12 protein-coding genes are annotated in these 13,920 nt (G+C 68.6%); all 12 read left to right on the forward strand.

Going from position 1 to position 13,920, the window contains the following annotated elements; genetic code table 11:
• The first annotated feature begins 11 nt into the window (after window positions 1-11).
• From rsmH to ftsA, 12 genes are read left to right on the forward strand one after another with little or no spacing between them, the layout of a single operon-like run.
• Window positions 12-977 (forward strand): 16S rRNA (cytosine(1402)-N(4))-methyltransferase RsmH, encoded by a 966-nt coding sequence (gene rsmH, locus BAY15_RS04060; protein WP_068849219.1) that lies wholly within the window; start codon window positions 12-14, stop codon window positions 975-977.
• The gene (gene ftsL / locus BAY15_RS04065; protein WP_068849221.1) at window positions 977-1,240 is read left to right on the forward strand and encodes a cell division protein FtsL; all 264 of its coding nucleotides are present in this window, start codon (window positions 977-979) and stop codon (window positions 1,238-1,240) included. The genes rsmH and ftsL overlap by 1 nt, the downstream gene beginning before the upstream one ends.
• Complete coding sequence (locus tag BAY15_RS04070) at window positions 1,237-3,084, forward strand: peptidoglycan D,D-transpeptidase FtsI family protein (protein ID WP_068849223.1); 1,848 nt, start codon at window positions 1,237-1,239, stop codon at window positions 3,082-3,084. Before ftsL ends, BAY15_RS04070 begins: the two co-directional genes overlap by 4 nt.
• Window positions 3,081-4,559: a UDP-N-acetylmuramoyl-L-alanyl-D-glutamate--2,6-diaminopimelate ligase gene (locus BAY15_RS04075; protein WP_068849225.1), complete on the forward strand. Its 1,479-nt coding sequence runs from the start codon at window positions 3,081-3,083 to the stop codon at window positions 4,557-4,559. Before BAY15_RS04070 ends, BAY15_RS04075 begins: the two co-directional genes overlap by 4 nt.
• Window positions 4,556-5,950, forward strand: a complete 1,395-nt coding sequence (locus tag BAY15_RS04080; protein ID WP_068849227.1) for a UDP-N-acetylmuramoyl-tripeptide--D-alanyl-D-alanine ligase — start codon at window positions 4,556-4,558, stop codon at window positions 5,948-5,950. Before BAY15_RS04075 ends, BAY15_RS04080 begins: the two co-directional genes overlap by 4 nt.
• Window positions 5,940-7,025 carry a phospho-N-acetylmuramoyl-pentapeptide-transferase gene (gene mraY / locus BAY15_RS04085; protein ID WP_068849228.1) on the forward strand — a complete coding sequence of 362 codons (1,086 nt, stop codon included), beginning with the start codon at window positions 5,940-5,942 and terminating at the stop codon, window positions 7,023-7,025. Before BAY15_RS04080 ends, mraY begins: the two co-directional genes overlap by 11 nt.
• The gene (gene ftsW, locus BAY15_RS04090) at window positions 7,025-8,350 is read left to right on the forward strand and encodes a putative lipid II flippase FtsW (protein WP_068849230.1); all 1,326 of its coding nucleotides are present in this window, start codon (window positions 7,025-7,027) and stop codon (window positions 8,348-8,350) included. The genes mraY and ftsW overlap by 1 nt, the downstream gene beginning before the upstream one ends.
• A complete protein-coding gene (gene murG, locus BAY15_RS04095; protein ID WP_068849232.1) occupies window positions 8,347-9,432 on the forward strand; it encodes an undecaprenyldiphospho-muramoylpentapeptide beta-N-acetylglucosaminyltransferase in 1,086 nt (361 codons plus the stop codon). The genes ftsW and murG overlap by 4 nt, the downstream gene beginning before the upstream one ends.
• Window positions 9,433-9,454: 22 nt before the next feature.
• On the forward strand, window positions 9,455-10,891 hold the full coding sequence (gene murC, locus BAY15_RS04100) for a UDP-N-acetylmuramate--L-alanine ligase (RefSeq protein ID WP_068849234.1): 1,437 nt from the start codon (window positions 9,455-9,457) through the stop codon (window positions 10,889-10,891).
• Window positions 10,888-11,871, forward strand: coding sequence for a D-alanine--D-alanine ligase (locus tag BAY15_RS04105; RefSeq protein ID WP_068849236.1), 984 nt, complete (start codon window positions 10,888-10,890; stop codon window positions 11,869-11,871). Before murC ends, BAY15_RS04105 begins: the two co-directional genes overlap by 4 nt.
• Complete coding sequence (locus BAY15_RS04110) at window positions 11,868-12,614, forward strand: cell division protein FtsQ/DivIB (RefSeq protein ID WP_068849238.1); 747 nt, start codon at window positions 11,868-11,870, stop codon at window positions 12,612-12,614. Before BAY15_RS04105 ends, BAY15_RS04110 begins: the two co-directional genes overlap by 4 nt.
• Complete coding sequence (gene ftsA, locus BAY15_RS04115; protein WP_068849240.1) at window positions 12,611-13,846, forward strand: cell division protein FtsA; 1,236 nt, start codon at window positions 12,611-12,613, stop codon at window positions 13,844-13,846. Before BAY15_RS04110 ends, ftsA begins: the two co-directional genes overlap by 4 nt.
• Window positions 13,847-13,920: the final 74 nt, after the last annotated feature.

The raw sequence follows: 13,920 nt of genomic DNA on the forward strand, positions 1-13,920 counted from the left end.
GGGGTGCCCGGGTGCGCGGAGGCGCGCAGGCCGGTCACCTTCCGGTGTCGCAGTCGCCGGCGGGCCATCTGCCGGTGCTGTACACGCAGGTCCTGGACGGCCTGAGGGTGATCGAAAACGGAACGTATCTCGATGGCACGTTTGGTCGTGGCGGTCACGCCCGCGGCGTGCTCGAGCAACTCGGTCCTGGAGGCCGGCTGCTGGTCATGGACAAGGATCCGGAGGCAATCGCGGTAGCCGAGCGTGATTTCGCGCCGGACCCGCGCGTCTCGATCTTCCGTGGCAGTTTCGCCGACCTGCTGCACTGGAACGCAACCGCCGACGGCCTGGACGGGGTGCTGTTCGACCTCGGCGTGTCCTCGCCGCAGCTGGACGTGGCCGAGCGCGGTTTCAGCTTCGGCAAGGACGGCCCGCTGGACATGCGCATGGACCCGGACAGTGGCGAAAGCGCGGCGCAGTGGCTCAACCGTGTCGAAGAACGCGAGCTGATGGATGTGCTGTGGACCTATGGCGAAGAACGCCAGGGGCGCCGCATCGCCCGGGCGATCATCGCCCGCCGCGACAAGCAGCCGTTCACCCGCACCGGCGAGCTGGCCGAACTGATTGCTTCGGTGATGCCGCGTGGCAAAGACAAGATCCACCCGGCCACGCGCAGCTTCCAGGCCATCCGCATCCACATCAACCGCGAACTGGCCGATCTTGAAGCTGGCCTGGACGCGGCGATGGCGCGCCTCAAGCCGGGTGGCCGGCTGGCGGTGATCAGCTTCCATTCGCTGGAAGACCGCATCGTCAAACAGTTCATGAACCGCCACGCCAAGGCCCCGCCGACCAATCGCCGGTTGCCCGAGCTGGCGGCGTTCGTGCCGACGCTGGACCTGATCGGCGGCGCCATCAAGGCGGAGGACGACGAGCTGGCGGTCAACCCGCGCTCGCGCAGCGCCGTGCTGCGCGTGGCCGAAAAGCGCGGGGTGGTGTGATGAGCCGCCTGCTGCTGGTCGTGCTGCTGGCCTGCACAATCGCCTCGGCGATCGGGGTGGTGTTCATGCGCCACCGCCACCGGCAGACCTTCGTGGAGCTGTCGCGCGTGGAGCGCGCCCGCGACGAACTGAACATTGAATTCGGCCGCCTGCAGCTGGAACAGGCCACCCTGGCCGAAGCCACCCGGGTTGACCGCGTGGCCCGCGAGCGGCTGGGCATGAAGTTCCCCGAAGCGGCCGATGTCGTGGTGGTACGGCCATGAACAAGACCGGCCGCAACCGCACCCGCAACGCCTTCAACCTGCGCCAGCGCCTGAAGTGGGTCGGCCTGGCGCTGGGCCTGTGCTCGGTGTCGCTGGTCGGCCGCGCCGCCTACGTGCAGATCATCAACAGCGATTTCTACCAGCGCCAGGGCGAAGCCCGCTACCTGCGCGAGCTGCCAATCAACACCTCGCGCGGCATGATCACCGACCGCAACGGCGAACCGGTGGCGGTGTCCACCCCGGTTGCCTCGATCTGGGTCAACCCGCAGGAGCTGATGCGCTCGCCCGACCGCATTCCGGAACTGGCCACCGCGCTGGGCATGCCGCTGGACGAGCTGACCTCGAAGCTGAGCCAGAAGGCGGACAAGGAATTCATGTACCTGCGCCGCCGGATCAATCCCGACGACGCCGAGAAGGTGGTTGCCCTGAAGATCCCGGGCGTGGCCTCGCAGCGCGAGTTCCGCCGCTTCTACCCGCAGGGTGAAGCGATGGCGCACGTGCTCGGCTTCACCAACATCGACGACCGCGGCCAGGAAGGGCTGGAGCTGGCCTTCGACGAATGGCTGCGCGGCAAGGCCGGCGCCAAGCGGGTGATCCGCAACCGCAAGGGCGAGACCGTCGAAAGCGACCTGCTGCGCGCCGCCGAACCGGGCAAGGACCTGACCCTGAGCATCGACCGTCGCATCCAGTTCCTGGCGTTCAAGGAACTGCGCAACGCGCTGATCGAGAACAAGGCCGCGGGCGGTTCGATGGTGATCATGGACGTGGCCACCGGCGAAGTGCTGGCCATGGTCAACCTGCCGACCTACAACCCCAATGCGGTGGGCGGCGCGGCGCCGGACACCCGCCGCAACCGCGCCGTGACCGACCTGGTCGAGCCGGGTTCGACCATGAAGCCGCTGACCATCGCCTCGGCGCTGCAGTCCGGCGTGGTCACCAAGGACACCACGGTCGATACCAACCCGGGCTACATGGCGATCGGCCGCTACACCATCAAGGACGTGCCGCGGAACAACGGCGTGCTCAACGTCACCGGCGTGATCACCCGCAGCTCGAACATCGGCGCGGCCAAGATCGCGGCCAAGATGCCCGACCAGGTGTTCTACGACCACGTCCACAGCTTCGGCTATGGCAGTGCCCCGCACAGCGGTTTCCCCGGCGAATCGGCCGGCGTGCTGCCGCGCCCGGCGCGCTGGAGCGGGTCGTCAAAGACCACCATGTCCTACGGCTATGGCCTGAATGTCACCCCGCTGCAGATCGCCACGGCGTACTCGGCGCTGGGCAACGGCGGCAAGCTGATCGCGCCGACCTTCGTCAAGGGCCAGCGCAACGAAGGCAAGCAGATCATCGACGAGAACATCGCCAAAGAGGTCGTGGCGATGATGGAAACGGTGGTCACCCAGGGCGGCGCCAAGCAGGCGGCGGTGCTGGGTTACCACGTGGCCGGCAAAACCGGTACCGCGCGCAAGGCTGGCCCTGGCGGCTACGAGCGTGGCCACTACAACGCGCTGTTCGCCGGCGTGGTGCCGGCCAGCAACCCGCGCTTTGCCACGGTGATCGTCATCAACGACCCGCAGGCCGGCAAGTACTACGGCGGCCTGGTGTCCGCCCCGGTGTTCCACAACGTCATGGAAGGCGCGCTGCGCCTGATGGACGTGCCGCCGGACGACATCGATTCCTGGCTGGCGGCCCAGCAGTCCGGAAAGATGGGCCACGCCGCCTCCTCGCTGCCGACCCCGCCGCCGGCCGAGGCGGTCGTTGCCCCGGACGCCGCCGCCGAATTCGATGCCGCGCTGCCCAGCGCGCACGCCACGTTGCCGCCCGCGCAGGGAGGCACGCAATGAGCCAGATGATGTTGCTTTCGCAGTTGCTTCCCGATGTGGTGCTGAGCCACGACCCCTCCATCACCGGCCTGGTGCTGGACAGCCGCGCGGTGCGCCCCGGTAATGCCTTTGTCGCGATCGCCGGCTTCGGCGCGCACGGGCTGGGCTTTGTCGACCAGGCCCGCGCCGCCGGTGCGGCCGCGATCCTGTTCGAACCGCCGGCCCCGGCGGAGCTGCCGGCACCGGCCGATGCCATTGCCGTGCCGGGCCTGCGCACGCGCATGGGCGCCATGGCCGACCAGTTCCATGGCCAGCCCTCGCGCGCGATGACCATGGTCGGCGTGACCGGCACCAACGGAAAAACCTCCACCGTGCAGCTGCTGGCCCAGGCCTGGCACCTGCTCGGCACCGCCAGTGGCAGCATCGGCACCTTGGGCGTGGGTCTGTACGGCGATGTGGTGCCGACCGGCTTCACCACGCCGCTGGTGCTGCAGATGCATGAAGTGCTGGCGCAGCTGCGTGACCAGGGCGCCAGGGCGGTGGCCATGGAAGTGAGCTCGCATGCGCTCGACCAGGGCCGCGTGGATGCCGTGCACTACGACGTGGCGGTGTTCACCAACCTCACCCGCGACCATCTCGATTACCACGGCGACATGGCGCAGTACGGCGCGGCCAAGGCCAAGCTGTTCCACCGTGCCGGCCTGAAGGCCGCGGTGGTGAACCTGGATGACAGCTTCGGCAGCGAAATGCTGCGCACGGTCGATGCCGGCGTCGCCCGGATCGGGGTCAGCTCGCGCGGTGCGCAGCAGGCCACGCTGCGCGCCGACTCGCTCAAGCTCGATGGCCGTGGCATCGCCTTCGACCTGGTGGTCGACGGTGCACGCCACCCGGTGCAGTCGCCGCTGCTGGGCCGCTTCAACGTGGACAACCTGCTGGCCGTGGCCGGTGTGCTGCATGCGCTGGGCCATGCCCCCGAGGCGATCGCCGCGCTGGTGTCGCAGCTGCAGCCGATCGCCGGGCGCATGAACCGCCTCGGCGGCGAACGCGGCCTGCCGACCGTGGTGGTCGATTACGCGCATACCCCCGATGCATTGGAGCAGGCCCTGCAGAGCCTGCAGGGCCACCTGCAGGGCAGGCTGTTCTGCGTGTTCGGCTGCGGCGGCGAACGCGACGCGGGCAAGCGCCCGCAGATGGCGGCCATCGCCGAACGCCTGGCCCAGCAGGTGATCGTCACCGACGACAACCCGCGCGGCGAGGATGGTGACGCCATCGTCGCCGACATCCTGGCTGGTTTCACTGCCCCCGACGCGGTCACCGTGCAGCGCAACCGCGCGCGCGCGATCGGCCTGGCGGTGAAGCTGGCCGGCCCTGGCGACATCGTGCTGCTGGCCGGCAAGGGCCATGAGCCCTATCAGGAAGTGCGCGGGGTCAAGCACGACTTCGACGACACCCTGGTGGCCGCTGCCGCGCTCAGCGCCAAGGAGGCCATCCTGTGAAGCGCACGCCGCTCTCGCTGATCGCCCATTGGGCCGGGGGTGACATCCATGGCGATGACACCGCCATCGACGCCATCAGCAACGACACCCGCACGTTGGCGCCGGGCAGCCTGTACGTGGCACTGCGTGGCGAGCGCTTCGACGGCCATGATTTCGCTGCCGACGCGGTCGCCCGTGGCGCCAGCGCGATGCTGGTCGAACGCCTGCTCGACGTGGCCGTGCCGCAGATCGTGGTCGGCGACAGCGAGCATGCGCTTGGCCGGATCGCGACCGGCATGCAGCGCGACCGCGCCGCACGCGTGTTCGCCATCACCGGCAGCAACGGCAAGACCAGCGTCAAGAGCCTGCTGCTGGCGATCCTGCAGCAGGTCGCGCGCGAGCAGCGCGCGGTGGTGTATGCCAACCCCGGCAACCGCAACAACGAGATCGGCCTGCCGCTGGCGGTGATCGATGCGCCGGAAGATGCCGATTACGCCATCTACGAGATGGGCGCCGGCAAGCCGGGTGACATCGCCTACCTCACCGACATCGCGCGCCCGCAGTACGCGCTGGTCAACAACATCGCCCCGGCCCACCTGGAGCGGATGGGCAGCCTGCAGGGCGTGGCCAGCACCAAGGGCGCCATCTACGCCGCACTGCCGGCCGATGGCGTAGCGGTGATCAATGCCGATGACGCCTTCGGCATCTGGTTTGAACAGCACATCGTCGGCCAGCCGCCGCGCAGCCGCGTGCTGCGTTATGGCCTGGACCACAGCGCCGACGTGACCGCGCAGGACATCCGCGCCACCGCAGACGGCAGCCGGTTCCTGCTGGTCAGCCCGGCCGGCAGCGTGGATATCGCCTTGGCGCTGCCGGGCCGCCACAACGTCAGCAACGCCCTGGCCGCCGCATCGCTGGCGCTGGCGGCGGGCATCGGCCTGGCTTCGATTGCTGCCGGCCTGGCCCGTGCCGAACCGGTACCGGGCCGCCAGATCGCGCACCGGCTGCCCAATGGCGCCGTGCTGATCGATGACAGCTACAACGCCAACCCCGGTTCGCTGGCCGCTGCCATCGATGCGCTCGCCGCGTCGAAGGACGAGGCCTGGCTGGTGCTGGGTGACATGCGCGAACTCGGCCCGGATGGCGAGGCACTGCATGCGCAGGCCGGGCGCCGTGCCCGCGACGCCGGCCTGAAGCGGCTGTACACGCTGGGCACGCTGAGCGCGGCGGCATCGCAGGCGTTCGGCGACGGTGGCCGTCATTTCCAGAGCCACGACGCGCTGGCTGCCGCGCTGGCCGACGAACTGCATGCTGGCGTGCGCTGCCTGGTCAAGGGCTCGCGCGGCAGCGCCATGGACAAGATTGTAAAAGCGCTGCTGGCGCGAGGAGAGGAAACCCCCCATGTTGCTTGAACTGGCCCGATGGTTGCAGCAGTTGGAGAGCCTGTTCGGGCTGTTCGGCTACCTGACTCTGCGAGGCATCCTGGCCGCGCTTACCGCGCTGTTCCTGTCGCTGTGGCTGGGCCCGGCGATGATCCGCAAGCTGGCCCAGTTCAAGGGCGGCCAGCCGATCCGTACCGACGGCCCGCAGACCCACTTCTCCAAGGCCGGCACGCCGACCATGGGCGGTTCGCTGATCCTGCTCACCATCACCCTGTCGGTGCTGCTGTGGGCGGACCTGCGCAACCGATATGTGTGGGTGGTGCTGGCGGTGATGCTGTGCTTCGGCGCCATCGGCTGGTACGACGACTGGATCAAGATCGTGCGCCGCGACCCGAACGGCCTGAAGTCGCGCTGGAAGTACCTGCTGCAGTCGATCTTCGGCCTGGCCGCCGGCCTGTTCCTGTTCTACACCGCCGACGTGCCGGCCGCGCTGACCTTCTACATCCCGATGTTCAAGTCGGTGGCGCTGCCGCTGGCGGGCATCAGCTTCGTGGCCATTGCCTACTTCTGGATCGTCGGCTTCTCCAACGCGGTCAACCTGACCGACGGCCTGGATGGGTTGGCGATCATGCCCACGGTGCTGGTGGCCTGCGCGCTGGGCGTGTTCGCCTATGCCTCGGGCAACGTGGTGTTCTCCAACTACCTGCAGATCCCGCAGATCCCCGGGGCGGGCGAACTGGTGATCATCTGCGCGGCGATCGCCGGCGCGGGCCTGGGCTTCCTGTGGTTCAACACCTACCCGGCCATGGTGTTCATGGGCGACATCGGCGCGCTGGCGCTGGGCGCGGTGCTGGGTACCATCGCGGTGATCACCCGCCAGGAACTGGTGCTGGTGATCATGGGCGGCGTGTTCGTGATTGAAACGCTGTCGGTGATGATCCAGGTCGCCTCGTTCAAGCTGACCGGCAAGCGCGTGTTCCGCATGGCGCCGATCCACCACCACTTCGAACTCAAGGGCTGGCCGGAGCCGCGCGTGATCGTGCGCTTCTGGATCATCTCGGTGGTGCTGGTGCTGATCGGCCTGGCCACGTTGAAGGTCCGCTGATGAACGACCTGTCGCGCCAGGCAACCCGCCTTGAAGCCATCGGAGGCCACTTCGACAAGTGGCTGCTGGGCGCGATCATCACGCTCACCGGGCTGGGCGTGGTGATGGTCGCGTCGAGCTCGATCGCCCTGATGAGCAGCCCGTTCTACTACCTCAACCGCCATCTGATCTTCCTGGCGGTGGGCATCGTGCTGGCCGGGCTGGCCATGCGCACCGAGCTCAAGAGCATCGAGCAGTACAACCAGATGCTGCTGCTGGGCTGCTTCGCGCTGCTGGTGGTGGTGTTCATTCCCGGCCTGGGCAGCAGCGTCAACGGCGCCCGGCGCTGGATCAACCTCGGTTTCTCCAAGTTCCAGACCGTCGAAGCAGTGAAGGTGCTCTACATCGTGTGGCTGTCCAGCTACCTGGTGCGCTTCCGTGACGAGGTCAACGCGACCTGGCCGGCGATGCTCAAGCCGCTGGGCGTGGCCGGCGCGCTGGTGGTGCTGCTGCTGCTGCAGCCCGACTTCGGTTCCTCCACCCTGCTGCTGGCGATCACCGCCGGCATGCTGGTGCTGGGCGGGGTGAACCTGCCGCGCATGTCGATGCCGATCGTGTTCGGCCTGGTGGCGATGAGCGCGCTGGCGATCATCGAACCGTACCGCATGCGCCGCATCACCTCGTTCTGGGACCCGTGGGCCGACCAGCAGGGCGACGGCTACCAGCTGTCCAACGCGCTGATGGCGGTGGGCCGTGGCGAGTGGACCGGCGTGGGCCTGGGCAATTCGGTGCAGAAGCTGTACTACCTGCCGGAAGCACACACCGACTTCATCTTTTCGGTCACCGCCGAAGAACTGGGTTTCGTCGGCACCTGCCTGATCGTGGCGCTGTACGCGCTGCTGGCCGGCCGCGCGTTCTGGATCGGCATGCGCTGCGTGGAAATGAAGCGCCACTTCTCCGGCTACATCGCCTTCGGCATCGGCCTGTGGGTGAGCATGCAGAGTTTCGTCTCGATCGGCGTGAACCTGGGCATCCTGCCGACCAAGGGCCTGACCCTGCCGCTGATTTCGTCTGGCGGTTCGAGCATCCTGATGACCTGCGTGGCGATGGGCCTGCTGCTGCGCGTGTCCTACGAACTGGACCGTGCCGAGCGCCGCCAGGCCGTGCGCATGGGCGCGGCGGAACTGGATGATGCCGCGCCGGTCGATGCGCCGGCCCGTGCCAGCGCCGTGGCCGCTGCCATGCAGGAAAGCAACGCACGTGCCTCCGCGCAGCGCGACAGCGCCCCGCGTGGGACCAGCCGCATGCAGCAGCGGATCGAGCCGACCCTGGGGAGGATGGGATGAACGCCCAGCATTCCCCGCGTCCGGTGATGATCATGGCCGGCGGTACCGGCGGCCACATCTTCCCCGGCCTGGCCGTGGCCAAGGTGCTGCGCGAACGCGGCATTCCAGTGACCTGGCTGGGCAGCATCGGCGGCATGGAAACGCGCCTGGTGCCGCAGCACGACATTCATATCGACACGCTGGCGATCAGCGGCCTGCGTGGCAAGGGCAAGCTGGCGCTGCTGACCGCGCCTGGCCGCCTGCTGCGCGCCGTGCGCTCGGCCGGCTTCCTGATCCGCGACCGCCAGCCGCGCGCGGTGATCGCCTTCGGCGGCTTCGCCTCCGGTCCCGGGGGCCTGGCCGCACGCCTGCACGGCCTGCCGCTGCTGGTGCACGAACAGAACCGCGCGCCGGGCTTGACCAACCGCGTGCTGTCGCGCTTCGCACGCCGCGTGCTGACCGGGTTCCCGGGCAGCTTCGCCCAGCGCGAAGAAGCGGTCGGTAACCCGGTGCGGGCCGAGATTGCCGCCATTGCCGGACCCGAACAGCGCCTCGCCGGTCGCGAAGGCCCGCTGCGGGTGCTGGTGCTCGGTGGCAGCCAAGGTGCGCGTGCCCTCAACAACGCCGTGCCCCAGGCACTCGCCGCACTGGTCGGTCGCATCGCGGTCGACGTGCGCCACCAGAGCGGTGAAAAGCTGCACGCCGAAGCGCTGCAGGCGTACCAGGATGCCGGTGTCACTGCGCGCGTCGAGCCGTTCATCGCCGACATGGCCGAAGCGTTCGCCTGGGCCGACCTGGTGGTCTGCCGCTCCGGCGCGTCCACCCTGGCCGAGCTGTGCGCGGTCGGCGTGGGCAGCGTGCTGGTGCCGTTCGCGGCGGCCGTCGACGATCACCAGACCCGCAACGCGGAGTACCTGGTCGAACGTGGTGCGGCCGTGTTGCTGAAGCAGGACGAAATGCTGGCCACGCGCCTGCAGGACGTACTGCGCGATCTGTCCGAAAATTCCGCCCGCCGCATGCAGATGGCAACCGCCGCGCGTGCCCTGGCCAAGGTCGATGCCGCCGAGCGCATCGCCGACATCATTCTCGAGGAATCCAAATGAACACCGTTACGCGAGGCCGCGCATGATCCGCCGCCTGCACGACACCAATGACCTCGTGCGCGCCTTCCCGCGCGTGCACTTCGTCGGCATCGGTGGCACCGGCATGAGCGGCATCGCCGAAGTGATGCTGACGCTGGGGTATGAGGTGTCCGGTTCGGACAATGCCGACAACGCCGCCACCCGTCGCCTGGCGGGGCTGGGCGCGCGCGTGATGCGCGGCCATTCGGCCGCCAATGTGCTGGGCACCGACTGCGTGGTGGTGTCCAGCGCGATCCGCGAGGACAACCCCGAACTGATGGAAGCGCGCAGCCAGCGCATTCCGATCATGCCGCGCGCGGCCATGCTGGCCGAACTGATGCGCTTCCGCCGCGGCATCGCCGTGGCCGGCACGCACGGGAAGACCACCACCACCAGCCTGACCGCGGCGGTGCTGAGCGAAGGCGGGCTGGACCCGACGTTCGTGATCGGTGGCCAGCTGCTGGCCGCCGGTGCCAACGCCAAGCTTGGCAGTGGCCAGTGGCTGGTGGCCGAAGCCGACGAAAGCGATGGCAGCTTCCTGCGCCTGAATCCGCTGGTGTCGGTGATCACCAACATTGATGCGGACCACCTGGAGAACTACGGCAACGACTTCTCCCGCGTGCAGGCCGCCTTTGCCGAATTCCTGCAGCGCCTGCCGTTCTATGGGTTGGCGGTGCTGTGCATCGACGACCCGGAAGTGGCCGCGCTGGCCGCACAGACCCCGCGCCATGTCATGAGCTACGGCATGAGCAGCAATGCGGACGTGCGCGCCGAAGACGTGGTCCAGGATGGGCCGCGCATGCGCTTCACCCTGCGTCTGCCCGAAGGCAGCAGCTACCCGGTGACCCTGGCGCTGCCGGGCACGCACAACGTGCTCAACGCGCTGGCCGCCGCTGCGGTGGGCTGGCAGCTGGGCGTCGCCCCGGATGCGATCGCCCGCGCGCTGGAAAGCTTCGCCGGCATCGGTCGCCGCTTCAACGACCTGGGCATCGTCACCACCCGCACCGGCGCCAAGGTGCGCGTGATCGACGACTACGGCCATCACCCTCGTGAGCTGGCTGCGGTGTTCGCCGCCGCGCGTGGCGGCTGGCCGTCGCAGCGCCTGGTGGTGGCGTTCCAGCCGCACCGCTACAGCCGTACCCGTGACCAGTTCGACGCGTTCGCCGCGGTGCTGTCCGAAGTGGACGCCCTGGTGCTGAGCGAGGTCTACCCGGCCGGCGAAGCGCCGATTCCCGGTGCCGATTCGCGCTCGCTGGCCCGCGCCATCCGCGCGCGCGGCCGCAGCGAACCGGTCGTGGTCGGCCAGGCGGCCGAACTGCAGCACGTGCTGCCTGACGTGCTGCAGGACGGCGACCTGCTGCTGATGATGGGCGCGGGCGACATCGGCCACGTTGCCCACCTGGTCGCCACCGATGGCTTCAGCGAGGCACCCGCCGCATGAGCACGCTGACCTTCCCGCCGCTGCGCACCACCGACCCGGCCGTGTTCGGCCGCGTTGCCGTGCTGCTGGGCGGCACCTCCAGCGAACGCGAAGTGTCGCTGGATTCCGGCCGCAACGTGATCGAGGCGCTGCGCGCGCGCGGTGTCAACGCCACCGCGGTGGACGGCATTCCGGCCCTGGCCCTGGCGCTGGTGGAAAAGCGCTTCGACCGCGTCTTCAACATCCTGCACGGCCACAACGGCGGCGGTGAGGACGGCATCGTGCAGGGGCTGATGGAAGCCTTCGGCGTGCCGTATACCGGTTCGGACGTGCTCGGTTCGGCACTGGGCATGGACAAGATCCGCACCAAGCAGGTGTGGCTGTCGCTGGGCCTGCCCACCCCGCAGTACCGGAAGGTGGACAGCACCAATGTCCATGCGCTGGCGGCCGAACTCGGCCTGCCGGTGGTGGTCAAGCCGGCCAACGAAGGCTCCAGCGTCGGCATCAGCCGGGTCACCGACGAGGCTGGCCTGGATGAGGCGGTCGCACTGGCGGCCCGCTACGACGGCCAGCTGCTGATGGAGCAGATGGTGGTCGGCGACGAACTCACCGTGGGCATCCTCGGCGACCAGGCGCTGCCGTCGATCCGCATCGTGCCCAAGGGCCAGTGGTACGACTACAACGCCAAGTACATTGCGGAAGACACCCAGTACCTGTGCCCGGGCCTGGAAGGCGACGACGAAGCGGAGATCCGCCGGATCGCGCTGGCTGCGTTCCGTGCCGCCGGCTGCCGTGGCTGGGGTCGCGTTGACGTGATGCGCGACCGCAGCAGCGGCGCGTTCTACCTGCTCGAAGTGAACACCGCGCCGGGCATGACCAGCCATTCGCTGGTGCCCAAGGCGGCTGGCCAGGCTGGCATCGGGTTTGAAGAGCTGGTCTGGCGCGTGCTGGAACAGACGTTGCCGCAAGGCTTCGGCACCTCGGAGGCCACCTACGCATGAACGCGGTGCTGCGCATCTTCGTCTGGCTGCTGGCCCTGTCGCTGGTAGCGCTGCCCGTGGTGGCGGTGCTCAACGGCTGGGTCGGCGCCGAACGCTGGCCGTTGGCCAAGCTGCGCGTGCACGGTGAATTCAAGCGGGTGCCGGCCGAGCAGCTGCAGCAGGTGGTGCTGCCGTATGCGAAGTCCGGCTTCTTCGCGGTAAAGCTGCAGGACGCGCAGGACGCCATCGAAAAGCTGCCGTGGGTGGAAAGCGCGCAGGTGCGCAAGCAGTGGCCCGACGTGCTGGAAATCACCCTGGTCGAGCACAAGCCGTTCGCGCGCTGGGGCAAGGACCGGCTGCTGTCCGAGCAGGGCAAGCTGTTCGCCACCCCCCAGAAGCTGCAAGACCTGGCATTGCCCGACCTGGATGGCCCGGACACGCAGACCGAAGAAGTAGTGGCGCTGTACAACGACGCACGCGCGCTGTTCGCGCCGGCCGGGGTGGATGTCACCCGGGTCAGCATGGATGCGCGCGGCAGCTGGTCGCTGCAGCTGAGCAACGGCACCGAAGTGGTGGTCGGCCGCGATGACGCGCGCTCGCGCCTGCAGCGCTTCGTGCGCGTGCTGCCGCAGCTGGCCAACCAGCAGGCGCCGATCGAACGCGCCGACCTCCGTTACACCAATGGTTTCACGCTGAGCTGGGGTACTCCCCCGGCCCCGGCCGCGCCGGCCAATGTGGCGCAACGCACGCAGGACAGGACATGAATCGCAAGGGTGACAAATCGCTGATCGTCGGGCTCGATATCGGCACCTCCAAGGTGGTGGCGCTGGTCGGCGAGTACTCGCCGGGCAATCCCATCGAGGTGATCGGCATCGGTTCGCATGAGTCGCGCGGGCTCAAGCGCGGCGTGGTGGTGGACATCGAATCGACCGTGCAGTCGATCCAGCGCGCGGTGGAAGAAGCCGAGCTGATGGCCGGCTGCGAGATCCGCTCGGTGTATGCCTCCATCTCCGGCAACCATGTGCAGTGCAAGAACTCGCCGGGGATCGTGCCGATCCGCGACGGTGAGGTGACCTGGGGCGACCTGGACCGCGTGCTTGACGCGGCCAAGGCCGTGGCGATCCCGGCCGACCAGAAGATCCTGCACGCGATTCCGCGCGAATACGTGCTGGACGATTCCCAGGAAGGCATCCGCAACCCGGTCGGCATGACCGGCGTGCGCCTGGAGGTGCATGCGCACCTGGTGGTATGCGCGCAGTCGGCCGCGGCCAACATCAGCAAGTGCGTGCAGCGCTGCGGCCTGCAGGTGGATGACCTGGTCCTGTCCTCGCTGGCCTCCAGCGTGGCCGTGCTGACCGCCGACGAGCGCGAACTGGGCGTGGTGCTGGTCGACATGGGCGCCGGCACCACCGACCTGGCCGTGTTCGTGCAGGGCGCGATCTGCCACACCGCCTCGCTGCCGATCGCCGGCGACCACGTCACCAACGACATCGCGCACATGCTGCGCACGCCGACCCCGGAAGCCGAGCAGATCAAGGTGCGCTACGCGTGCGCGCTGGCCCAGCTGGCCACCGCCGAGGAAAGCATCCAGGTGCCCAGCGTGGGCGACCGTCCGCCGCGCCGCATGCCGCGCCACGCGCTGGCGCAGGCAGTGCAGGGCCGTTACGAGGAAATCTTCGAGATGGTGCAGGCCGAACTGCGCCGTTCCGGCTTCGAGGAACTGGTACGCGCCGGCATGGTGCTCACCGGCGGTGCCTCGAAGATGGAAGGCGTGGTCGAACTGGCCGAGGAAATGCTGCAGATGCCGGTACGCGTAGGCATTCCGCAGCATGTCACGGGGCTGGGCGAAGTGGTCGGCAACCCGGTGCATGCCACCGGCGTGGGCCTGCTGCTGATGGGCAGCCAGATCGAACACCCGCGCCGCCCGTCGCTGCCCACCGGGCGCGCAGGCAGCATGTTCAACAAATTGAAAACCTGGTTCCGCGGCGAGTTCTGACGCGGCACCTCAACGCGGCGACGCGTGTTTCAAACCGGCCCCCGCCGGCGCAACAGAAAAGCAACACACAACCC

It is taken from the genome of Stenotrophomonas rhizophila, assembly GCF_001704155.1.
Taxonomy (GTDB): Bacteria; Pseudomonadota; Gammaproteobacteria; order Xanthomonadales; family Xanthomonadaceae; genus Stenotrophomonas; species Stenotrophomonas rhizophila_A.

Excerpts from the sequence above, each read along its gene's own strand:
- ftsA (WP_068849240.1), top strand. The coding sequence starts at position 12,611 with ATGAATCGCAAGGGTGACAAATCGCTGATCGTCGGGCTCGATATCGGC.
- murG (WP_068849232.1), top strand. The coding sequence starts at position 8,347 with ATGAACGCCCAGCATTCCCCGCGTCCGGTGATGATCATGGCCGGCGGT.
- BAY15_RS04070 (WP_068849223.1), top strand. The coding sequence starts at position 1,237 with ATGAACAAGACCGGCCGCAACCGCACCCGCAACGCCTTCAACCTGCGC.
- BAY15_RS04110 (WP_068849238.1), top strand. The coding sequence starts at position 11,868 with ATGAACGCGGTGCTGCGCATCTTCGTCTGGCTGCTGGCCCTGTCGCTG.
- ftsW (WP_068849230.1), top strand. The coding sequence starts at position 7,025 with ATGAACGACCTGTCGCGCCAGGCAACCCGCCTTGAAGCCATCGGAGGC.
- BAY15_RS04105 (WP_068849236.1), top strand. The coding sequence starts at position 10,888 with ATGAGCACGCTGACCTTCCCGCCGCTGCGCACCACCGACCCGGCCGTG.
- BAY15_RS04075 (WP_068849225.1), top strand. The coding sequence starts at position 3,081 with ATGAGCCAGATGATGTTGCTTTCGCAGTTGCTTCCCGATGTGGTGCTG.
- ftsL (WP_068849221.1), top strand. The coding sequence starts at position 977 with ATGAGCCGCCTGCTGCTGGTCGTGCTGCTGGCCTGCACAATCGCCTCG.
- murC (WP_068849234.1), top strand. The coding sequence starts at position 9,455 with ATGATCCGCCGCCTGCACGACACCAATGACCTCGTGCGCGCCTTCCCG.
- mraY (WP_068849228.1), top strand. The coding sequence starts at position 5,940 with ATGTTGCTTGAACTGGCCCGATGGTTGCAGCAGTTGGAGAGCCTGTTC.